The sequence below is a fragment of the Acidovorax sp. FG27 genome, assembly GCF_040365715.1.
In the GTDB taxonomy this organism is placed as follows: domain Bacteria; phylum Pseudomonadota; class Gammaproteobacteria; order Burkholderiales; family Burkholderiaceae_C; genus Paracidovorax.
On record NZ_BAABVY010000007.1, the window covers coordinates 62547 to 80864 of the forward strand.

Sequence of the window (18318 nt, forward strand, 5' to 3'; positions counted from 1 at the left end):
TCACGACCATGAACGCACCGCAAACCGCTTCCGCGAACTCCGCATCCCCCGCCCCGCCCCCCGCCGACAAGAAGGCCGGCCGCCGCAAGGCCCTCATCACCCTGGCCGCCGTGGTCGTGCTGGCCGGCGCCGGCTGGGGCGTGTACGACTGGCTGGTGGCCAGCCATTACGAGAACACCGACAACGCCTACGTGCAGGGCAACGTCATCCAGATCACGCCGCAGACCGGCGGCACGGTGATGTCCATCCTGGCCGACGACACCGACTTCGTGAAGGCCGGCGCGCCGCTGGTGCAGCTGGACCCGGCCGACGCCCGCGTGGCGCTGGCGCAGGCCGAGGCGGGCCTGGCCCAGGCCGTGCGCCAGGCGCGCACGGTGTACGTGAACAACGGCTCGCTGAACGCGCAGATCACGCTGCGCCAGGCCGAGGTGACCAAGGCCCGGTCGGACGTGGCCCGCGCCCAGCAGGACCTGCAGCGCCGCCAGTCGCTGTCGGGCAATGGCGCCGTCTCCAAGGAAGAGCTGCAGCACGCGCAGAACCAGGTGGACGCGGCCCGCTCGGCCCTGGCCGCCGCCCAGGCCGGCGTGGAGGCCGCCCGCGAGCAGCTCTCCAGCAATCAGTCGCTGACCCAGGGCGTGCCGGTGCAGGAGAACCCCAACGTGCTGGCTGCCGCCGCCAAGGTGCGCGAAGCCTATCTGGCCGAGCGCCGCACCGCCCTGCCCGCGCCGGTGGACGGCTACGTCGCCCGCCGCACCGTGCAGCTCGGCCAGCGCGTGGCGCCCGGCGCGCCGCTGATGACCATCGTGCCGCTGGGCCAGGTGTGGGTGGACGCGAACTTCAAGGAAAACCAGCTGCGCAACCTGCGCCTGGGCCAGCCCGCCACGCTGACGGCCGACCTGTACGGCAAGAAGGTGGAATACACCGGCACCGTCGCCGGCCTGGGCGTGGGCACCGGCTCGGCCTTCGCGCTGCTGCCGGCGCAGAACGCCACCGGCAACTGGATCAAGGTGGTGCAGCGCGTGCCCGTGCGCATCGCGCTGGACGCGGCCCAGGTCCAGGAACACCCGCTGCGCGTGGGCCTGTCGATGGACGTCACGGTGAACACGCAGCAGCGCGGCGGCGCCCTGCTGGCGGGCGCGCCGCGCACCGAGCCCGTGGCGCAGACCAGCGTCTACGCCGGGCTGGACCAGGGCGCGGACGCGGAAGTGGCCCGCATCATCGCGGCCAACACCGGCGGCGTGAAGACGGCCCGGTCGGTCCACTGAACGGCCGGGCAAGGCAAGAGCGCGCATGACCACCGCCACCGCATCTCCCGCAGACGCCGCCCCGGCACCTCGTGCCGCGCCGGCCGCACCCGCCCCGGGCCCGGCGCCCGGCGCGGCCCACCCGCCGCTGGAAGGCAGCGCCCGCCTCTGGGGCACGCTGGCCTTGTCGGCGGCCACGTTCATGAACGTGCTGGACACCTCCATCGCCAACGTGTCCCTGCCCGCCATCGCGGGCGACCTGGGCGTGAGCCCCACGCAGGGCACCTGGGTCATCACCAGCTTCGCGGTGGCCAACGCCATCGCCGTGCCGCTGACAGGGTGGCTGTCGCAGCGCTTCGGGCAGGTGCGCCTGTTCGTGGCCAGCGTTACCCTCTTCGTCATCGCGTCGCTCTTGTGCGGCATCGCGCCCAACATGGCCACGCTGATCGCCTTCCGCGCGCTGCAGGGCTTCGTCGCCGGGCCGATGATTCCGCTTTCGCAGTCGCTGCTGCTGTCCAGCTACCCCAAGGCGCTGGCCGGGCTGGCGATGGCGATGTGGTCCATGACCACGCTGATCGCGCCGGTGATGGGGCCGCTCCTGGGCGGCTGGATCACCGACAACATGAGCTGGCCGTGGATCTTCTACATCAACGTGCCGGTCGGCATCGCGGCGGTGCTGGTGACCTGGAGCATCTTCCACAAGCGCGAGTCGGAACGCCGCGCGCTGCCCATCGACTCCATCGGCCTGGCGCTGCTGGTGATCTGGGTGGCGGCCATGCAGGTGATGCTGGACATCGGGAAGGAGCACGACTGGTTCGCCTCGCCCTGGGTGGTGGCCTGCGGCGTGGTCGCGCTGGTGGGCTTCGTCGCCTTCATGATCTGGGAGCGCGGCGACGACCACCCGGTGGTGGACCTGACGCTCTTCAAGATCCGCAACTTCTGGGCCGGCGCGCTGGCCACCTCGGTGGGCTACGGCCTCTTCTTCGGCAACGTGGTGCTGCTGCCCCTCTGGCTGCAGCAGTACATGGGCTACACCGCCACGCAGGCCGGCGAGGTGCTGGCGCCGGTGGGCCTGCTGGCGCTGGTGCTCTCGCCCGTGGTGGGAAAGAACATCGCCAAGGTGGACCCGCGCCGCTTCGCCACCTTCGCCTTCCTGGTGTTCGCGCTGGTGCTGTGGATGCGCTCGCGCTTCAACACCCAGGCCGACCTGATGACCATCATGGTGCCCACCATCATCCAGGGCGTGGCCATGGCGTTCTTCTTCATCCCGCTGGTGACCATCACGCTGTCGGAGATCGCGCCGGCCCGCATCCCGTCGGCCTCAGGCCTGTCGAACTTCATGCGCATCACGGCCGGCGCCATCGGCACCTCCGTGTCGACCACGCTCTGGGAGCGCCGCGCCGAGCTGCACCACGCCCAGCTGACCGAAGGGCTGCAGCAGGGCGGCACCGCCGTCACGCAGACGCTGCAGGGCCTGCAGGCCGGCGGCCTGGCGCCCGACCAGGCGCTGGCCCAGGTCGAGCGGCTGGTGAACCAGCAGGCCTATATGCTGGCCGCCAACGACATCTTCTATGCCTCGGCCGTGCTGTTCCTGCTCCTGATTCCGCTGGTCTGGCTGGCGCACCCGGTGCGGGCGAGCGCCGGCAGCGCGGACGCGGCGGCCGGGGCGCACTGATCCGGTGAAGCCGGGGGGGCGCCTCGAACGGATACGCTCGGGGCTGCTCTTTCGCCGCCTTCTTCACGACCCATCATGACCACGCCCGCCGCCACCGAACTCGCCGCCTTCCACACCGCCCTCGCCCGGCTGCGCCAGGGCGAATTGCGCCCGCATGCCTTCAGCGACACGGCGCGGGCGCTGGGCGCGCTGCGCGGCGCACTGCCCGCCCGGTACGACGAGGTGCTGCTGGGCCTGCTGGACCGGCTGGAGTCGGGCGCGCTGTTCGCCGAGGAGAGCTGCTCCTTCAGCCAGCAGGATCTGGTGGACAGCTTGCAGATGTGGGCGGACAAGGCGGGTGCGACGGTCGCGGCACAAACAGGCACCGGGTAGCATGCACCGCTGATCCCAGTACCCCCGGATCAATCCTGGAAAGACACTGCCGCCTTGGCGCGCCCATCCACCGAGAGCGAGAACACATCCGGCCGCGCGTAATGCCCTACGACGTCGAAGTCGTACTTCGCGCGTGTTAGCTCGGCAAGGTCGATCTGCGCAGTCAGCAAGCCTGTCTCGTTCTTCAATGGACCCGCCAGGACATCACCCAGCGGTCCGACGATCATGCTGTTGCCTTGAATCAGCGGCCGGTCTGCGTCCCAGTGCGGCGCGTCGATGCCAAGGGCCTTGGGCGACGGTTTCACTTGGCACGCGCAAACGAGGAACATCCGGCCTTCATGCGCGATATGTCGCATGGTCGCCTGCCAGATGTCGCGGTCGTCGACCGTGGGCGCGCACCAGACCTGCACACCCTTCGCGTACATCGCCGTTCTCAGCAGCGGCATGTGGTTTTCCCAGCAGATCGCAGCGCCGATGCGCCCCGCTGCCGTCTGCAGTACCGGCAGGGTCGAGCCGTCGCCCTGCCCCCAGATCAGCCTCTCTGTCCCGGTGGGCATCAGCTTGCGGTGCTTGGCGGCCAGCCCGTCCTGCGGGGTGAAGAACAGAGCGGTGCAGTACAGCGTGTTTCCGTCTCGCTCGATCACGCCAATGACAATGGCGGCTCCCGTCTTCTCGGACATCGCGGCCAGCGCATCGGTCTCGGGGCCTGGCACATCGATGGCCTCGTGGAAGTAGCGGGCGAAAGCCTCTCGACCCTCAGGTGTGCGGTAACCCAGGTGGGTGCCGAACAGCTCCCCCTTGGGATATCCGCCGAGCAAGGCTTCCGGCATCACCACCAGCACTGCGCCGCTGGCCTTGATCTCGTCCTGATAATCAAGAATGTCTTGCAGCGTTTGCGCAGTGCCCAATGGCGAAGATCCGATCTGGAGAGCGGCAACGGTTTGAGTGTTCATCGGTCGGATGGCTGGTTGGCAGTGAGTGAATGGATGCTTCGATGCTGCACGCGGGCGTCTCGACGATCAACGGTCCCAACTGGCTATCAGATATGAATCCCATCGATTTCTCTCGAGTAGACCTGAATCTGCTGAAGGTCTTCGAGGCGCTGTATGAAGAAGGTGGAGCGGGCAGGGCGGGCGTTCGGCTGCACCTGACCCAGTCGGCCGTCAGTGCCGCGCTGGCGCGCTTGCGGGTGCTCTATGCGGACCACCTCTTCGAGCGAACCGGCCGGGGACTGCGGCCGACACCGCGTGCGCTGGAACTGAGGCCGCTCATCGCGCAAGCGCTCGACGATTGCCGCCAGAGCCTGGCAGCGTCCGCCCAGTTGTCCGGCCAGGCCTCGCGCACGCTGAGGCTGGGCCTGTCGGACGACTACGAAGTGGCGATTGGCGGCCGGCTGATCCAGCTGGTGGCAGCCCACATGCCCGGCCTTCGCCTGATCTTCAGGCAGACGCACAGTCTGGTGGTCAGTGACATGCTGATGTCCCGCGAGATCGACCTGAGCCTAACGGCGGGAGGCACCACGTCCAGCACGCTGGGCCGCGAGGTCATCGGCATGGCCGGATACGCCTGCGTGGGCGACAGCCGCTGGCTGCGCGACGGCCCCCTCCCGCTGGAGGAATACCTGCGCAGAGGCCACCTGCTGGTGTCCGCGCAGGGCTATGTGGGAGTGGTCGACGAAGCCCTCAAGGCGCGCGGCGCGAGCCGCCGGGTGCATGCATCGACCACGCATTTCGCGGCGCTGCCGTACCTGCTGGTGGGAAGCGAGTGCATCGCGACCCTGCCGCAACACGCCGCTCGGGCACTGGCTCGGGCAAGCCCGCTTCACTGGACGGAGTGCCCGCTGCCCCTGCCCCGTTTCGCCGTCGAACTGGGCTGGCGCAAGGACAGTGTCCGCGATGCTGCCATCCAGCGCTTGAAGGCGCTGGTGAGACAGGCCTGCGAGGATCCAGTCCACGGCCTGCAAGGCGGCACGCGCGCATCCTGACTTAGCCTATCCAGGACCCGGTCTCAGCGCCCTGCGCACGCCTTGCACAGCTGCAGCGCCAGCCGCTGCAGCGCCTGCCAGCCGTCGGTGGGCCAGTCGGGCACTTTCAGGCCCTTGACGATGCCGTCCACGGTGTGGGCCGACTGCAGCAGGCGGGCGGCGGCGGCGTCGGAGAAGCGCGGGACGATGCGCTCGAAGAGCCGCTCCTTCGCGCCCCAGACCCGGTTCTCCCGCAAGGCCATGGGCAGCGGCTTGCCGGCGTTCACGGCGTCTTTCACCCGTTTGAGCGCGCGGATGTCTTCGGCCAGCGCCCAGTGCACCAGCACCTCGGCCTCGCCTTCGGCCTGCAGGCCGTCGAGCATGCGCTGCACGCGCAGCACCTGGCCCGAGAGCACGGCCTCGGACAGCTTGAAGACGTCGTAGCGCGCCACGTTCAGCACGGCCGCTTCGACCTGGGCGAGCGACAGCTCGCCCGGCGGGTGCAGCAGGGCGAGCTTGGCGATTTCCTGGTGCGCGGCCAGCAGGTTGCCCTCCACCCGGTCGGCGAAGAACTGCAGCGTGCGCTGGCCTTCGTCGCCCGGCGCCACGCGCTGGCCCTGCGCGCCCAGGCGCTGGGCGATCCAGGTGGGCAGCGCGGCGCGCTCCACCGGGTCGATCTGCACCGTGGCGCCATTCGACTCCAGCGCGGCGAACCAGGCGCCGGTGCGCGTGGACTTGTCGAGCCGGGGCAGCAGCACCAGGGTGAGGGTGCTGTCGTTGCCCTGCGCGGCGGCGGCGATCTGCTGCAGCGCGGTGCTGCCGTCCTTGCCGGGTTTGCCGGAAGGGATGCGGATCTCGACGATCTGCTTGTCGGCAAACAGCGAGAGCGAGCCGCCCGCCGCCAGCACCGCGCTCCAGTCGAAGTGCGCGCCGGCGACGGTGAAGCTGCTGCGTTCGGTGTAGCCCTGCGCCCGCGCCGCCGAGCGGATGGCGTCGGCCGCCTCCTGCTGCAGCAGCGGCTCGTCGCCGTGCAGGGTGTAGAGCGGGCGCAGGCCTTTGTGCAGCTGCGCGGTCAGCTGGTTCAGCGCAATCTGCATGGCAACGGCCCCTTTTCAGAACAAAAACTGGCTGCAGCGCTTATTCCATAAGCGCAACCAGCTATACAAACCATAGCAAATCCGATGAGGAATGGCTGGCCGGCCGGTGGGGCTGGCCCGCGCCGGAACGCCATGGGAGGGGGCTGCATGCCCCCGTCAGGAAGCGGCACCGACCTTCACGGCGGCCAGGCGGCGCATAAGCTGCTGCACCAGGTCGGTCTGCATGTTGCGGAACAGCAGGGCTTCCTCGCCTTCCTTGGACAGCGCCACCGACTCGTTGTAGCTCACGTCGCGCTGCTGCAGCAGATCGGTCGGCGCGATCAGCTCCACGCCCTGCGGGGTGCGCAGGCCGAACCGCAGCCGCAGTCGCAGCTGCAGCTCGCGCACCTGGCCGGAGGCGTTCAGGCCCACCACCACGCGCTCCTGCTGCTCGGAGAGGATGTCGAGGATGGCCTCGGCCTGCGGCAGCTGGGCGGGCTCGGTGAGCAGCGTGAGGTTGCCGCCCGAGCCCTGCAGCGTGCGCCGCAGCTCGCGCGCGATGGCGGAGCCGGGCTGCGACTGCACGTAGAGCGAGCGGAAGCTGAAGTCCGGCGCGCCGCGCAGGCGAAAGCCGCAGGCGGCGAGCGGCGCGGCGGCCAGCCAGACGAGAAGGGAGCGTTTTTGCATGGCGGTGTCGTTCCGGCTCAGATCACGATGTTGACCAGGCGGCCGGGCACCACGATGACCTTCTTGGGCGTGGCGTCCGGGGCGAACTGGCGGAAGGCCTCGCTCGCGACGGCAGCCTGCTCGATGGCGGCCTTGTCGGCCGATGCCGGCACGTGGATGGAGCCGCGCAGCTTGCCGTTCACCTGCAGCATCAGCTCCAGCTCGTCCTGCACCAGCGCGCCGTCGTCCACCTGGGGCCAGGCAGCGTCCAGCAGGTCGCCCAGCACGCCGGCGTAGCCCAGCTCGCTCCAGAGCGCATGGGTGATGTGGGGCGTCGCGGGGTAGAGCACGCGCAGCAAAATGCCGAAGCCTTCGATCAGCGCGACGGCGGCGCCGGCGCTGTCCATCGCCTTGAAGTCTTCCAGCGCGTTGATCATCTTCATCGCGCCGGAGACCACGGTGTTGTACTGCATGCGCTGGTAGTCGTAGTCCACCTGCTTGAGCACGGTGTGGATCTCCAGCCGCAGCGCCTTGGCCTCCTTGCCGAAGACCACGTCCTGCAGGGTGGCGGCGCCGGCCACGCTGTCGAGGGCAGCCGACTTGTCCAGCGCGCCCAGCTTCACGCCGAAGTTCCATACCCGGCGCAGGAAGCGGTAGCTGCCTTCCACCGCCGCGTCGTTCCACTCCAGCGTGGCTTCGGGCGGCGCGGTGAACATGGTGTAGAGGCGGGCGGTGTCGGCGCCGTACTTCTCGATCAGGTCCTGCGGATCGACGCCGTTGTTCTTGGACTTGGACATGGTGCCCACGCCCTCGTAGTCGATGGGCATGCCCGCGGGCAGCGTCACGCCACCGCTTTCGACCGCGTTCTTGAGCTTGGCGCCGACGATCTTGCCGCCGTCATCGAGCACGTGTTCCACGTCGTGCGGCCAGAAGTATTCCTTGCCGCCCTTGTCGGTGCGGCGCGAATAGATGTGGTTGAGCACCATGCCTTGGGTGAGCAGCCTGGTGAAGGGTTCGTCCACCGACACCAGCCCCAGGTCGCGCATGACCTTGGTCCAGAAGCGCGCGTACAGCAGGTGAAGAATCGCGTGTTCGATGCCGCCGATGTACTGGTCCATCGGCATCCAGTACTTCGCGCCGTCGGCCACCATGGCTTCGTCGTTCTTCGGGTCGCAGTAGCGCATGAAGTACCAGGACGAGTCCACGAAGGTGTCCATGGTGTCGGTCTCGCGGCGGGCGGGCTTGCCGCAGACCGGGCAGGTCACGCCGGCATGGAAGCCCTCGTGCTTGTGCAGCGGGTTGCCGGAGCCGTCCGGGATGCAGTCCTGCGGCAGCACCACGGGCAGGTCCTTCTCGGGCACGGGCACGGCGCCGTGCTCGTTGCAGTGGATGATGGGGATGGGCGTGCCCCAGTAGCGCTGGCGGCTCACGCCCCAGTCGCGCAGGCGCCAGGTGGTCTTCAGGTCTCCCAGGCCCTTCTGGTGCAGGGCGTGGGCCACGGCGGCCACCGCGTCCTTGTGGTTCAGGCCGCTGAAGCTGTCCGAATTGATGGTGACGCCGCGCTGTTTGTCGCCGTACCAGTCCTGCCAGCGGTGGTAGTCGTAGTGCTCGCCATCGACCAGCACGACCTGCTTGATCTCGATGCCGTATTTCAGCGCGAACGCGAAGTCGCGCTCGTCGTGCGCGGGCACGCCCATCACGGCGCCGTCGCCGTAGCTCATCAGCACGTAGTTGCCGACCCAGACCTCCACCGGCTCCTCGGTCAGCGGGTGGGTGACGAAGAGGCCGGTGCGCACGCCCTTCTTTTCCTGCGTGGCGAGCTCGGCCTCGGTGGTGCCGCCGGCCTTGCATTCCTCGATGAAGGCGGCGATGGCGGGGTTGCCGCGCGCGGCGTGCGCGGCCAGCGGGTGCTCCGGCGCCACGGCGCAGAAGGTGACGCCCATGATGGTGTCGGCGCGGGTGGTGAAGACGTACATGCGGCCGTCGCCGATCAGCGTGCCGTCTTCGCCGCGGATGTCGTGCGGGAAGGCGAAGCGCACGCCCTCGCTCTTGCCGATCCAGTTGTCCTGCATCAGCTTCACGCGCTCGGGCCAGCCGGGCATGCGGTCGCCGCGCACGTTGTCCAGCAGCTCTTCGGCGTAGTCGGTGATCTTCAGGTAGTAGCCCGGGATCTCGCGCTTTTCCACCAGCGCGCCGGTACGCCAGCCGCGCCCGTCGATCACCTGCTCGTTGGCCAGCACGGTCTGGTCCACCGGGTCCCAGTTGACGACCTGGGTCTTGCGGTAGGCGATGCCCTTTTCCAGCATCTTCAGGAACAGCCACTGGTTCCAGCGGTAGTACTCGGGGTCGCAGGTGGCGACCTCGCGCGACCAGTCGATGGCGAGCCCCATCGCCTGCATCTGCTTTTTCATGTACGCGATGTTCTCGTACGTCCACTTCGCGGGGGGCACGCCGTTCTTCAGCGCGGCGTTCTCGGCCGGGAGGCCGAAGGCGTCCCAGCCCATGGGCATGAGCACGTTCATGCCCTTCATGCGCAACTGGCGCGTGAGCATGTCGTTGATGGTGTAGTTGCGCACGTGGCCCATGTGCAGCTTGCCGCTGGGGTAGGGCAGCATCGAGCAGGCATAGAACTTCGGCCGGCTTGCGTCTTCGGTCACACGGTAGGCGTCTGCGGCGGTCCAGTGGCTGTGCGCTGCGCGCTCGACTTCGGCGTGGTGGTACTTGTCTTGCATGGAAGGGCGGGCCGACGGGGCGCGGCCGCGAACAAAGGGGTAGGCGGGAGTCAGCCGGCGATTTTAGGCGCGATGCGCCGCCAAGCCGGCAGCGGCTAGCGCGCCGGGCGCGGCTCGGCCACGAAGCCGATGCGCGTGAGCCCGGCGGCGTGGGCCAGGCCCATCACCTCCACCACGCGGCCATAGGGCACGGCGGCATCGGCGCGCAGCTGGATCTCGGTGCCGGGGCGCTCCTGCGCGGCCCGCGCCAGCCGCTGGGCCAGCGCGCCGGCCTCCACCGCCTCGCCCTCCACGAACACCTGGCCGGCGCGGTCGATGGCGAGCGCGAGCGACTGCGGCGCGGCGCCGGTGGCGGTGCCCTCGGCACGCGGCAGCTCGAGCCGGATGGAGCTGGCGAGGAGCGGCGCGGTGAGCAAAAAGATGACCACCAGCACCAGCATCACGTCCACCAGCGGGGTGACGTTGATGTCGCTGAACGGGCGCGGCCCGGCGGGGGTGCGGTCGATGCGGCCGAATGCCATGGGGGCGCGTCCCGGGGTCGCGGTCAGGGGTGCGCGCAGGCAGGGGCGGCGGGCGCGCCCGGCGCATCGAGCACCAGCTCGCGCAGGTCGTGCGCGAAGCCTTCCAGCTCGGCCTCCACGCCGCCGATGATGCGGCCGAAGACGTTGTAGGCCAGCACGGCGGGCAGCGCCACGGCCAGGCCGGCGGCGGTCATCACCAGCGCCTCGCCCACCGGGCCGGCCACGCGCTCGATGCTGATCTGCCCGGCCCCGGCGATGGCGGTGAGCGCATGGAAGATGCCCCACACCGTGCCCAGCAGGCCGACGAAAGGCGCCGTGGCGCCCACGGTGGCCAGCAGCACCTGGCCGAACTGCAGGCGGCGCAGCACGCCGTGCAGCGCGCCCCGCAGCAGGCGGGTGAGCTGCTGCGCGCGGCTGGCGCGGGTGGCAAGGGTGGTGGCGGGGTCAGCGGGGTCCACGGCCTTGTTTGCTATATTTTCAATAGCAACAACCATAGGCAGCACCAGCGCCAGGGCATCGAAGGACTCCAGGCGCTGGCGCGCGACCGCCAGGCTGGGTGCCTGCCAGAACGCCGCCGTGCCGCGCAGCACGCCCTGCCGGGCGCCGCGCAGCAGCCAGGTCTTCCAGCAGATGACGACCCAGCTGGCGACCGACATGGCCAGCAGCAGCAGCGCCGTGCCGCGGGTGACCGCATCGCCCTCGCGCCACCAGTGCAGCAGGTCCATGGAAGGCTCCCGGTCGTCGTTGGGTGGGCGAGCCGCCTTAGTTCAGGCCCAGCACGTCCAGCATGTCGAAGAGGCCGGTGCGCTGCGACCGCAGGAAGCGCACGGCCCGCAGGCTGCCCTGCGCATAGCCGGCGCGGCTGGAGGACTTGTGCGTGATCTCGATGCGCTCGCCGGTGCCGGCGAAGAGCACGGTGTGGTCGCCCACGATGTCGCCGCCGCGGATGGCCGAAAAGCCGATGGTGGAGGGGTCGCGCTCGCCGGTCACGCCTTCGCGGGCGTAGACGGCGCAGTCTTTGAGGTCGCGGCCAAGGGCGGCGGCCACCACCTCGCCCATCTTCAGCGCGGTGCCCGAGGGCGCGTCCACCTTGTGGCGGTGGTGCGCCTCGATGATCTCGATGTCGTAGCCGGTGGCGAGCACCTTGGCCGCCATCTCCAGCAGCTTGAAGGTGACGTTGACGCCCACGCTCATGTTGGGCGCGAAGACCACGGCGGTCTTCTGCGCGAAGGCGGCGATCTCTTGCTTCTGCGCCTCGGTGAAGCCGGTGGTGCCGATGACGATCTTCACGCCCAGCTCGGCGCAGAGGGCCAGGTGGGCCAGCGTGCCCTCGGGGCGGGTGAAGTCGATCAGCACGTCGGCGCTCTTCAGGCCTTCGCGCAGGTCGTCGGTGATGGCCACGCCGCTGGCCTGGCCCAGGAAGGCCGTGGCGTCCGAGCCGATGGCGGGGCTGGCCGCCACGTCGAGCGCGCCGGCCAGCACGCAGTCGTCGGTGGCGCGCAGCGCCTCGATCAGCATGCGGCCCATGCGGCCGGAAGCGCCGGCGATGGCGACGCGGCAGGGAGCGGTGGAAGGTGCGGTCATGGCGGGCAGGAAGGGAGGTCGGGTCGGCAGCCGGCCGGCACAAGGGGCGGGCGGCTCGGGCGGCAACGGAAAGGAGACGCGCTCAGCGCACCGTGGATTCGAGCGGCGGGTAGCTCGACGCTGGCGGCGGGACGGGGCTGGAGGCGGGTTCGGGCAGCGGCGCGGCCTTGGGGAAGCGGGCCAGTTGCGCCTCGGTCGCCTCGAGTTCGGGCACCTTGGACTTGGCGCGCTTGGAGCCCAGCGTGGCCACGAATTCGGCCTCGGTCGGCATCTCGTCGCCCTCCACGCGGTCGAGCACGTCGCCCTTGAAGAACACGGTCAGCTTGCGGGTCTGCACCTCGACGTCGGGGCGCTTGAGCGTGAACACGTATTCCCAGCGGTCGCCGTGGAACAGGCTGGTGACCAGCGGCGTGCCGAGGATCTCCTTGACCTGCTGGCGGCCCATGCCGGGCTGCAGCGCCTGCACCTGCTCGCGCGAGACGAAGTTGCCCTGCACCACGTCGACCTTGTAGGGCGTGATCACGCTGGACACCCGGTTGCTGACGTTGTCGAAGGTGCCGCACGCCGCAAGGCTTGCGCCGGTCAACAGGAGGGCGGCCCAACGGGCGCCAGCACGGACGTGAACAGACATGGAGAGGGCCATAGCGATATGATCGGTCCATTGTAGCGGCTGGTTTTCAGAGGCCGTTGCGCGCCTGTCTCGCCCTGCCGCGGAGGCGGATTTCCCGGGCGCCGGTACGCCCTGCGGCACACGAAAGACTCCTGTCATGACCAATATCGACGAACTCAAGAGCACGGGCCTGAAGGCCACGCTGCCCCGCCTGAAGATCCTGGAGATCTTCCAGAAGGGCGCGCAACGCCACATGACGGCCGAAGACGTGTTCCGCGTGCTGCTGGAAGAGCGTTCCGACATTGGCCTGGCCACCGTGTACCGCGTGCTGACGCAGTTCGAGCAGGCCGGCATCCTGAACCGCAGCAATTTCGAGAGCGGCAAGGCGGTGTACGAGCTGAACGAAGGCCAGCACCACGACCACTTCATCTGCACCGTCTGCGGCAAAGTGGAGGAGTTCTACGACCCCGAGATCGAAAAGCGCCAGCAGCTGGTGGCCAAGGCCAAGGGCTGGGTGGTGCACGACCATTCGATGGCGCTGTATGGCCAGTGCGCCACCTGCGCCAAGCTGGGCACGGCGCCGAACCACCGCTGAACCCCGCCGGCGGCGGGCCGGGCGGCCGGAGTGCGGGCCGCCCGCACTCTCAGGAGCCGTCGCGCTCCATGGCGCGCCGGTGGCGCTCCACGAATTCCTGGTACGTGTCGATCCCGCGCAGGTTGAGGATGGTGTTGCGCACGGCCGCCTCCACCAGCACGGCGATGTTGCGGCCGGCCACCACCTGGATGACCACCTTCAGCACGGGCACGCCCAGCACGTCCTGCGTGAGCGGCTCGTAGGGCAGGCGTTCGTATTCGCGCTCCAGCGTTTCCTTGCGCACCAGGTGCACGATGAGCTTCAGGCGCATCTTGCGGCGCACCGCCGTCTCGCCGAAGATGGCGCGGATGTCGAGCAGGCCGATGCCGCGCACTTCCAGCAGGTTCTGCAGCAGATCGGGGCACTTGCCCTCGATGGTGGTCTGGTTGATGCGAAAGAGATCGACCGCGTCGTCCGCCACCAGGCCGTTGCCGCGCGAGATGAGCTCCAGCCCCAGCTCGCTCTTGCCCAGGCCCGATTCGCCGGTGATGAGCACGCCCAGCCCCAGGATGTCCATGAACACGCCGTGCATGGTGGTGCGGTCGGCGAAATGCTTGGAGAGATACGCCCGCAGCACGTCGATCACGAAGGCCGAGGATTCGTGCGTGGCGAACATCGGTATCTGCGCCCGCTCGCACATGGACAGCAGCGCATCGGGCGCGCTCTGGCCGTCGGCCAGCACCAGCACCGGCGGCTCCAGCGTGACGATGCGCGCGATGCGGCGCTTGCAGTCTTCCGGCGTGGCGTTGGTCAGGTAGGCGATCTCGCGCTCGCCCAGGATCTGCAGCCGGTAGGGGTGGATGTAGTTGAGGTAGCCCACCAGGTCGGCACCCGAGCGGGCCGAACGCACGGCGACTTCATCGAAGCGGCGCTCGGACGCGCCCAGGCCCGCCAGCCATTCCCACTTCAGCGGGCCACGGAATTCCTCGAACAGGACATCGGCGCTGACGACGTTCGGCTTCACGGCGGTGGATCCCTCGGTGGGTCAGTGGGAGGCGGCGTCGGCCGCCAGGACGGGGCTGTGGCGCTCAGGCGGTCTGGGCCGACTGCCAGTTGGCGATCAGCGCATGCAGCTGCGTGGCGTCGGTGCTGGACTTGATGCGTTCGCGCAGGCCGCTGTCGCTCAGCAGCTCGGCGATCTCGGAGAGGATCTCCAGGTGCTTTTGCGTGGCGGCCTCGGGCACCAGCAGGAAGATGAGCAGGCCCACGGGCTGCTCGTCGGGCGCGTCGAAGCCGATCGGGTTGGCCAGCTGGAACACCGCCGCCATGGGGGACTTCAGCCCCTTGATGCGGCCATGCGGAATGGCGACGCCGTGGCCGAGGCCCGTGGAGCCCAGCCGTTCACGGGCAAAGAGGCTGTCGGTGATGAGCGCACGGGACAGGCCGTGCTGGCTTTCGAACAGCAGCCCCGCCTCTTCGAAAGCGCGCTTCTTGCTGGTGGCATCGACGCTCACGAGCACTTGGGCCGGAGGCAGGATGGAGGCGAGACGGTTCATAGTAGGAAAAACGATTATGCACGTCCCGCGAACGGACCTGTCGAAAACCCTGAGGAAGCTCTCACGCGGCGGCTGGATCGACGCTGGCGTGAAAGCGCATTCGTAAAAATCGGCCCTGGAGTGTAACTACGGGCTACGCCAACGAGAACCGCCCCGAAAAGGGGCGGTTGCCGCCGGAATCAGCCGGCGCGCTGGGGTGGGTCAGGGGAGGCGAATACCGTCCGCGCCGTCAGGCGGCGGCCGCCTCGGCCGGCGTGGCGGCCCGCTTGAGCGGTGCATGGCTGTGGTCCTGCAGTCGGTCCTTGTGGCGCACGACCTGCCGGTCGAGCTTGTCGACCAGTTCGTCCACGGCGGCATACAGGTCGGCATGGCAGCTTTCGGCGAAGAGGTCGCTGCCCTTCACGTGCACGTTGCACTCGGCGCGTTGGCGCTTGTCCTTTTCCTTCTGGTTTTCCACACTCAATATCACTTTGACATCGACCACCTGGTCGAAGTGGCGCGTGATCCGCTCCAGCTTGGAGGTCACATAGCTGCGCAAGGCGGGGGTCACTTCCAGATGGTGGCCGCTGATCGTCAGGTTCATAGACAGGTCTCCTGTGGTTACCGTTGAAGAACATGGCCGCCCGTGCCGGTATGGGCGGCGTGCCGAACTCGATGCATGCGTCGCTCGTTGGAATTGACTATGCGCCGGCCCACCGTGAAAAGCAAACCGGTGCCCGATAGGCGTTTGCGGACAAGGGTGACAGGGTGATGGACGGCCGAAAAACCTTCACAATGGCTGAGTTCGCCGGGCAGCCCCCCGTCTTGGGCCACCACACGGATGCCCCGGCTGCCTGAGGGCCTTGCCTGCCCGCACCTGCGGCCACCGGGAGGAGCGCCCCCCGGGCCGGCCGCTAAAATCCGCTCGCCCGTCCGCAGGCCCGCCGCGGGCCCTCGGCTTTTTCCCCGCACTCCACCGTCCCGCCCCCCCGCAACAACCGCCGCCATGATGACCCCCAGCGCTTCCGCCCTGCACACCTCAGCCCTCACCTCGCTGCCGCTACTGGCCCGGGGCAAGGTGCGCGACAACTACGCCGTGGGCGACGACCGCATCCTGATGGTGGCGAGCGACCGCCTGTCCGCCTTCGACGTGATCATGGGCGAGCCCATCCCCGGCAAGGGCGAACTGCTGACGCAGATGGCGCTGTTCTGGTTCGACAAGCTGGGCCACATCGTGCCCAACCACCTGACAGGGGACGACCCCGAGAGCGTGGTCACGCCCGCCGAGGTGCCGCAGGTGCGCAGCCGCTCGATGCTGGTGCAGCGCCTGAAGCCCATTCCGGTGGAAGCCGTGGTGCGCGGCTACCTGGCCGGCAGCGGCTGGAAGGAATATCAGGAATCGCGCGCCGTGTGCGGCGTGCCGCTGCCCGAAGGCCTGACCAACGCGGCGCGCCTGCCCCGACCCATCTATACGCCGGCCGCCAAGGCCGCGATGGGCGAGCACGACGAGAACATCACCTTCGAGCGCACGGTGGAGATGATCGGCATCGACCTGGCCACGCGCATCCGCGACATCAGCATCGCGCTGTACGAAGCGGCGGCGGCGATCGCGCTCGACAAGGGCATGATCATCGCCGACACCAAGTTCGAATTCGGCCTGACGCCCGCCGGCGAGCTGGTGCTGATGGACGAGGTGCTGACGCCCGACAGCTCGCGCTACTGGCCGGTCGAGGGCTACGAGGCCGCTCTGGCCGCCGGTGAGAACCCGCCCAGCTACGACAAGCAGTTCGTGCGCGACTGGCTGGAGCAGGCCCAGGTGAACGGCAAGCCCTGGAACAAGACCGCCCCGGCGCCGCGCCTGCCGCGCGAGGTGGTGGAAAAGACGGCCGCCAAGTACCGCGAAGCGCTCCAGCGCCTGACGGCCTGAGCCCGCCCGGGCCGCCTTTTCACTGCGGCAGCATCGGCGGCTCGTCCTCGTCGATGCGCCGCTCGCCCCATTCCTGCGCCCTGAAGCGCAGCAGCGGCTCCAGGTCGATGTTGCGCAGCACCAGGTCCCGCCCCTCCTGCGCATAGCTCGCCACCTGGCCCAGCGCCCGCAGGAAGGCCGGCCCCGTGCCGCCGCCCTGCAGGCAGAGCCGCACCGACGTATCCAGCACCTGAAAGCGCAGCAGCCCGCCCTCCTGCGCGAATTGGGCGACGAAGCGATTGCAGCCGTCGCTGCCCGTGGCGCGGTCGCCGCCCCGCTGCAGCACCAAGTGCGGCGCGGCCTGGCCCTCGGCCGGCGCGTCGATGCTTGGCTCGCCCTGGATGGCCACCAGCTTCCAGTAGGTCTGCTGCAGCGGCATCGATGCGGCCACGTTGGCGCGGTTCAGCAGCACCGGCGCCAGCACCACGTCCACATGCCGGAAGGCGGGGTCGAACAGCACCGGATGCACGCCGGGTGTATCGAGCAGGATGGCGCCCTGGCGCCGCACGGCGGCGCGCACCTCGTAGCGGCCCTGTGGGTGCAACTGCTCCTTGTGGAACGACAGCCGCAGCGCATAGGGCAGCGGGCCGGCCGGGTCGATGCGCTGGCGGGCCAGCACCACGGGCGGGTCTTCGGGGCGCGAGACATCGACCAGCGCGGCGTCGAACACGGCGTCCGGCGGCACGTAGAGGCGCTCGCGCGAAACGACCGAGCCGGTGACCTCGATGTCGGGCGCCTTCGTGGCGCAGCCGGCCAGCGCCGCTGCAAGGCAAAGCGCCACCAGCGGGCCGGAACGCGCGCGGCCGGTCTTGCCCAAATCCTTCAGCTCAGCACGACGCTGGAGAGGCGCCGGCGGTAGCTGGCCAGCACCGGGTCCTGCGGCGGGATCTGGCCCTCGGCCACCTTCACCTTGGGCGGCTCGATGATCTCGAGCACCGCCACGTAGGTCTTGCGGGCGGCCTCGTCGTTCCAGCCCTTGTCGCGCATCAGGATCTCGAGCAGTTCGTCCATCGCGTCGGTCCAGCACTGCTGGGCGATCAGCCACTGCGCGCGGCCGAAGCGGGCGTCGAAATCCCGCTTGTTGGCGGCAATCTTCGTATCAAATTCGGCTCCGGCGCTTGATACATCAGCGGCCATAGCTACAGAATCGATAGCATCCATCCACACCTTCAACGCGCCCAGCTTGCGCGAGACGCCGGCCTTGGCGATCACCGGCGCGAAGGCGACCTTGGCGTCGTCCTCGCGGCCCTGCTGCAAAAGCGCCTTGACGTAGTCGAAGCGCGCGTCGTCGTTGGCGGGGTCGGCGGCGACGGCCTGCTGGAGCTTTTCCAGCGCGGCGGCGGGGTCTTCCTGCGCGGCGAGCGGGTCGGGCACCTCGTCCTGCGGCTCGTCGAACGCGTCGGCCGGGGGCAGGTGCTTGTCGAGGAAGGCGCGCACCTGGCCCTCGGGCTGGGCGCCGGTGAAGCCGTCCACCGGCTGTCCGTTCATCAGCAGCACGCAGGTGGGAATGCTGCGGATGCCGAACATGGCGGCGATCTGCTGCTCCTGGTCGGAGTCGATCTTGGCGAGCTTAAAGCGGCCGGCGTAATCGACCTCGAGCTTTTCCAGGATGGGGCCGAGCGACTTGCACGGGCCGCACCAGGGCGCCCAGAAGTCCACCAGCACGGGCACTTGCATCGAGGCGGCGATGACCTCGGTTTCAAAATTCTCTACGGTGATGTCGATCATTGCTGTGAGGCCCGTTGGCGTGCGCGCCGCCCCGGGCGCGCGCACAAAAGTAAAATCGCGGGTTCCACTTCG

The 18318-nt window shown here is 69.1% G+C and carries 19 protein-coding genes; 6 read left to right on the plus strand and 13 right to left on the minus strand.

The window, feature by feature from the left end; all coding sequences use genetic code 11:
- The first annotated feature begins 8 nt into the window (after window positions 1-8).
- The 3 genes from ABWV53_RS04655 (at window position 9) to ABWV53_RS04665 (ending at window position 3291) form a co-directional block, all read left to right on the plus strand.
- Window positions 9-1265, plus strand: coding sequence for an HlyD family secretion protein (locus ABWV53_RS04655; RefSeq protein ID WP_353363426.1), 1257 nt, complete (start codon window positions 9-11; stop codon window positions 1263-1265).
- 25 nt (window positions 1266-1290) lie between these two features.
- A complete protein-coding gene (locus ABWV53_RS04660) occupies window positions 1291-2919 on the plus strand; it encodes a DHA2 family efflux MFS transporter permease subunit (protein WP_353363427.1) in 1629 nt (542 codons plus the stop codon).
- Between the two features lie 75 nt (window positions 2920-2994).
- Window positions 2995-3291 (plus strand): hypothetical protein, encoded by a 297-nt coding sequence (locus tag ABWV53_RS04665; RefSeq protein WP_353363151.1) that lies wholly within the window; start codon window positions 2995-2997, stop codon window positions 3289-3291.
- 29 nt (window positions 3292-3320) lie between these two features.
- Here ABWV53_RS04665 and ABWV53_RS04670 read toward each other — a convergent pair whose 3' ends face one another.
- Window positions 3321-4244: a carbon-nitrogen hydrolase family protein gene (locus ABWV53_RS04670; protein WP_353363149.1), complete on the minus strand. Its 924-nt coding sequence runs from the start codon at window positions 4242-4244 to the stop codon at window positions 3321-3323.
- A 92-nt stretch (window positions 4245-4336) separates the two neighbouring features.
- Here ABWV53_RS04670 and ABWV53_RS04675 point away from each other — a divergent pair, with 92 nt between their 5' ends.
- Window positions 4337-5275, plus strand: coding sequence for a LysR substrate-binding domain-containing protein (locus ABWV53_RS04675; protein ID WP_353363155.1), 939 nt, complete (start codon window positions 4337-4339; stop codon window positions 5273-5275).
- 23 nt (window positions 5276-5298) lie between these two features.
- On the opposite strand, the gene holA is transcribed toward ABWV53_RS04675, so the two are convergent.
- The 7 genes from holA to ABWV53_RS04710 all read right to left on the minus strand — a co-directional run bounded on the left by holA (window position 5299) and on the right by ABWV53_RS04710 (window position 12464).
- Window positions 5299-6351 carry a DNA polymerase III subunit delta gene (gene holA / locus ABWV53_RS04680; RefSeq protein WP_353363147.1) on the minus strand — a complete coding sequence of 351 codons (1053 nt, stop codon included), beginning with the start codon at window positions 6349-6351 and terminating at the stop codon, window positions 5299-5301.
- Between the two features lie 156 nt (window positions 6352-6507).
- Entirely contained in the window at window positions 6508-7017 is a 510-nt protein-coding gene (locus ABWV53_RS04685) for an LPS-assembly lipoprotein LptE (RefSeq protein WP_353363429.1), read from the minus strand.
- Between the two features lie 17 nt (window positions 7018-7034).
- Entirely contained in the window at window positions 7035-9728 is a 2694-nt protein-coding gene (gene leuS, locus ABWV53_RS04690) for a leucine--tRNA ligase (protein ID WP_353363431.1), read from the minus strand.
- Between the two features lie 95 nt (window positions 9729-9823).
- Window positions 9824-10249 carry an ExbD/TolR family protein gene (locus ABWV53_RS04695; RefSeq protein ID WP_353363433.1) on the minus strand — a complete coding sequence of 142 codons (426 nt, stop codon included), beginning with the start codon at window positions 10247-10249 and terminating at the stop codon, window positions 9824-9826.
- 23 nt (window positions 10250-10272) lie between these two features.
- Window positions 10273-10974, minus strand: a complete 702-nt coding sequence (locus tag ABWV53_RS04700; RefSeq protein ID WP_353363435.1) for a MotA/TolQ/ExbB proton channel family protein — start codon at window positions 10972-10974, stop codon at window positions 10273-10275.
- 37 nt (window positions 10975-11011) lie between these two features.
- A complete protein-coding gene (dapB, locus tag ABWV53_RS04705; RefSeq protein WP_353363437.1) occupies window positions 11012-11833 on the minus strand; it encodes a 4-hydroxy-tetrahydrodipicolinate reductase in 822 nt (273 codons plus the stop codon).
- 82 nt (window positions 11834-11915) lie between these two features.
- Entirely contained in the window at window positions 11916-12464 is a 549-nt protein-coding gene (locus tag ABWV53_RS04710) for an outer membrane protein assembly factor BamE (protein WP_056668926.1), read from the minus strand.
- Between the two features lie 136 nt (window positions 12465-12600).
- Between ABWV53_RS04710 and fur the strand changes: the two genes are divergently transcribed.
- Complete coding sequence (gene fur / locus ABWV53_RS04715; protein WP_353363439.1) at window positions 12601-13038, plus strand: ferric iron uptake transcriptional regulator; 438 nt, start codon at window positions 12601-12603, stop codon at window positions 13036-13038.
- A 49-nt stretch (window positions 13039-13087) separates the two neighbouring features.
- On the opposite strand, the gene hprK is transcribed toward fur, so the two are convergent.
- From hprK to hpf, 3 genes are all read right to left on the minus strand, one after another.
- Window positions 13088-14041: an HPr(Ser) kinase/phosphatase gene (gene hprK, locus ABWV53_RS04720; RefSeq protein WP_353363441.1), complete on the minus strand. Its 954-nt coding sequence runs from the start codon at window positions 14039-14041 to the stop codon at window positions 13088-13090.
- Window positions 14042-14105: 64 nt separating this feature from the next.
- Complete coding sequence (locus ABWV53_RS04725) at window positions 14106-14573, minus strand: PTS sugar transporter subunit IIA (RefSeq protein ID WP_353363443.1); 468 nt, start codon at window positions 14571-14573, stop codon at window positions 14106-14108.
- 229 nt (window positions 14574-14802) lie between these two features.
- Window positions 14803-15156, minus strand: a complete 354-nt coding sequence (hpf, locus tag ABWV53_RS04730; RefSeq protein WP_056668938.1) for a ribosome hibernation-promoting factor, HPF/YfiA family — start codon at window positions 15154-15156, stop codon at window positions 14803-14805.
- 402 nt (window positions 15157-15558) lie between these two features.
- On the opposite strand from hpf, the gene ABWV53_RS04735 reads away from it, so the two are divergent.
- Window positions 15559-16479: a phosphoribosylaminoimidazolesuccinocarboxamide synthase gene (locus tag ABWV53_RS04735; RefSeq protein ID WP_353363446.1), complete on the plus strand. Its 921-nt coding sequence runs from the start codon at window positions 15559-15561 to the stop codon at window positions 16477-16479.
- Between the two features lie 19 nt (window positions 16480-16498).
- Here the strand turns inward: ABWV53_RS04735 and ABWV53_RS04740 are convergent, their stop codons facing one another.
- Both ABWV53_RS04740 and trxA read right to left on the minus strand, forming a co-directional pair.
- Window positions 16499-17335, minus strand: coding sequence for an META domain-containing protein (locus ABWV53_RS04740; protein ID WP_353363448.1), 837 nt, complete (start codon window positions 17333-17335; stop codon window positions 16499-16501).
- A 5-nt stretch (window positions 17336-17340) separates the two neighbouring features.
- A complete protein-coding gene (trxA, locus tag ABWV53_RS04745) occupies window positions 17341-18246 on the minus strand; it encodes a thioredoxin (RefSeq protein WP_353363450.1) in 906 nt (301 codons plus the stop codon).
- Between the last annotated feature and the right edge of the window lie 72 nt (window positions 18247-18318).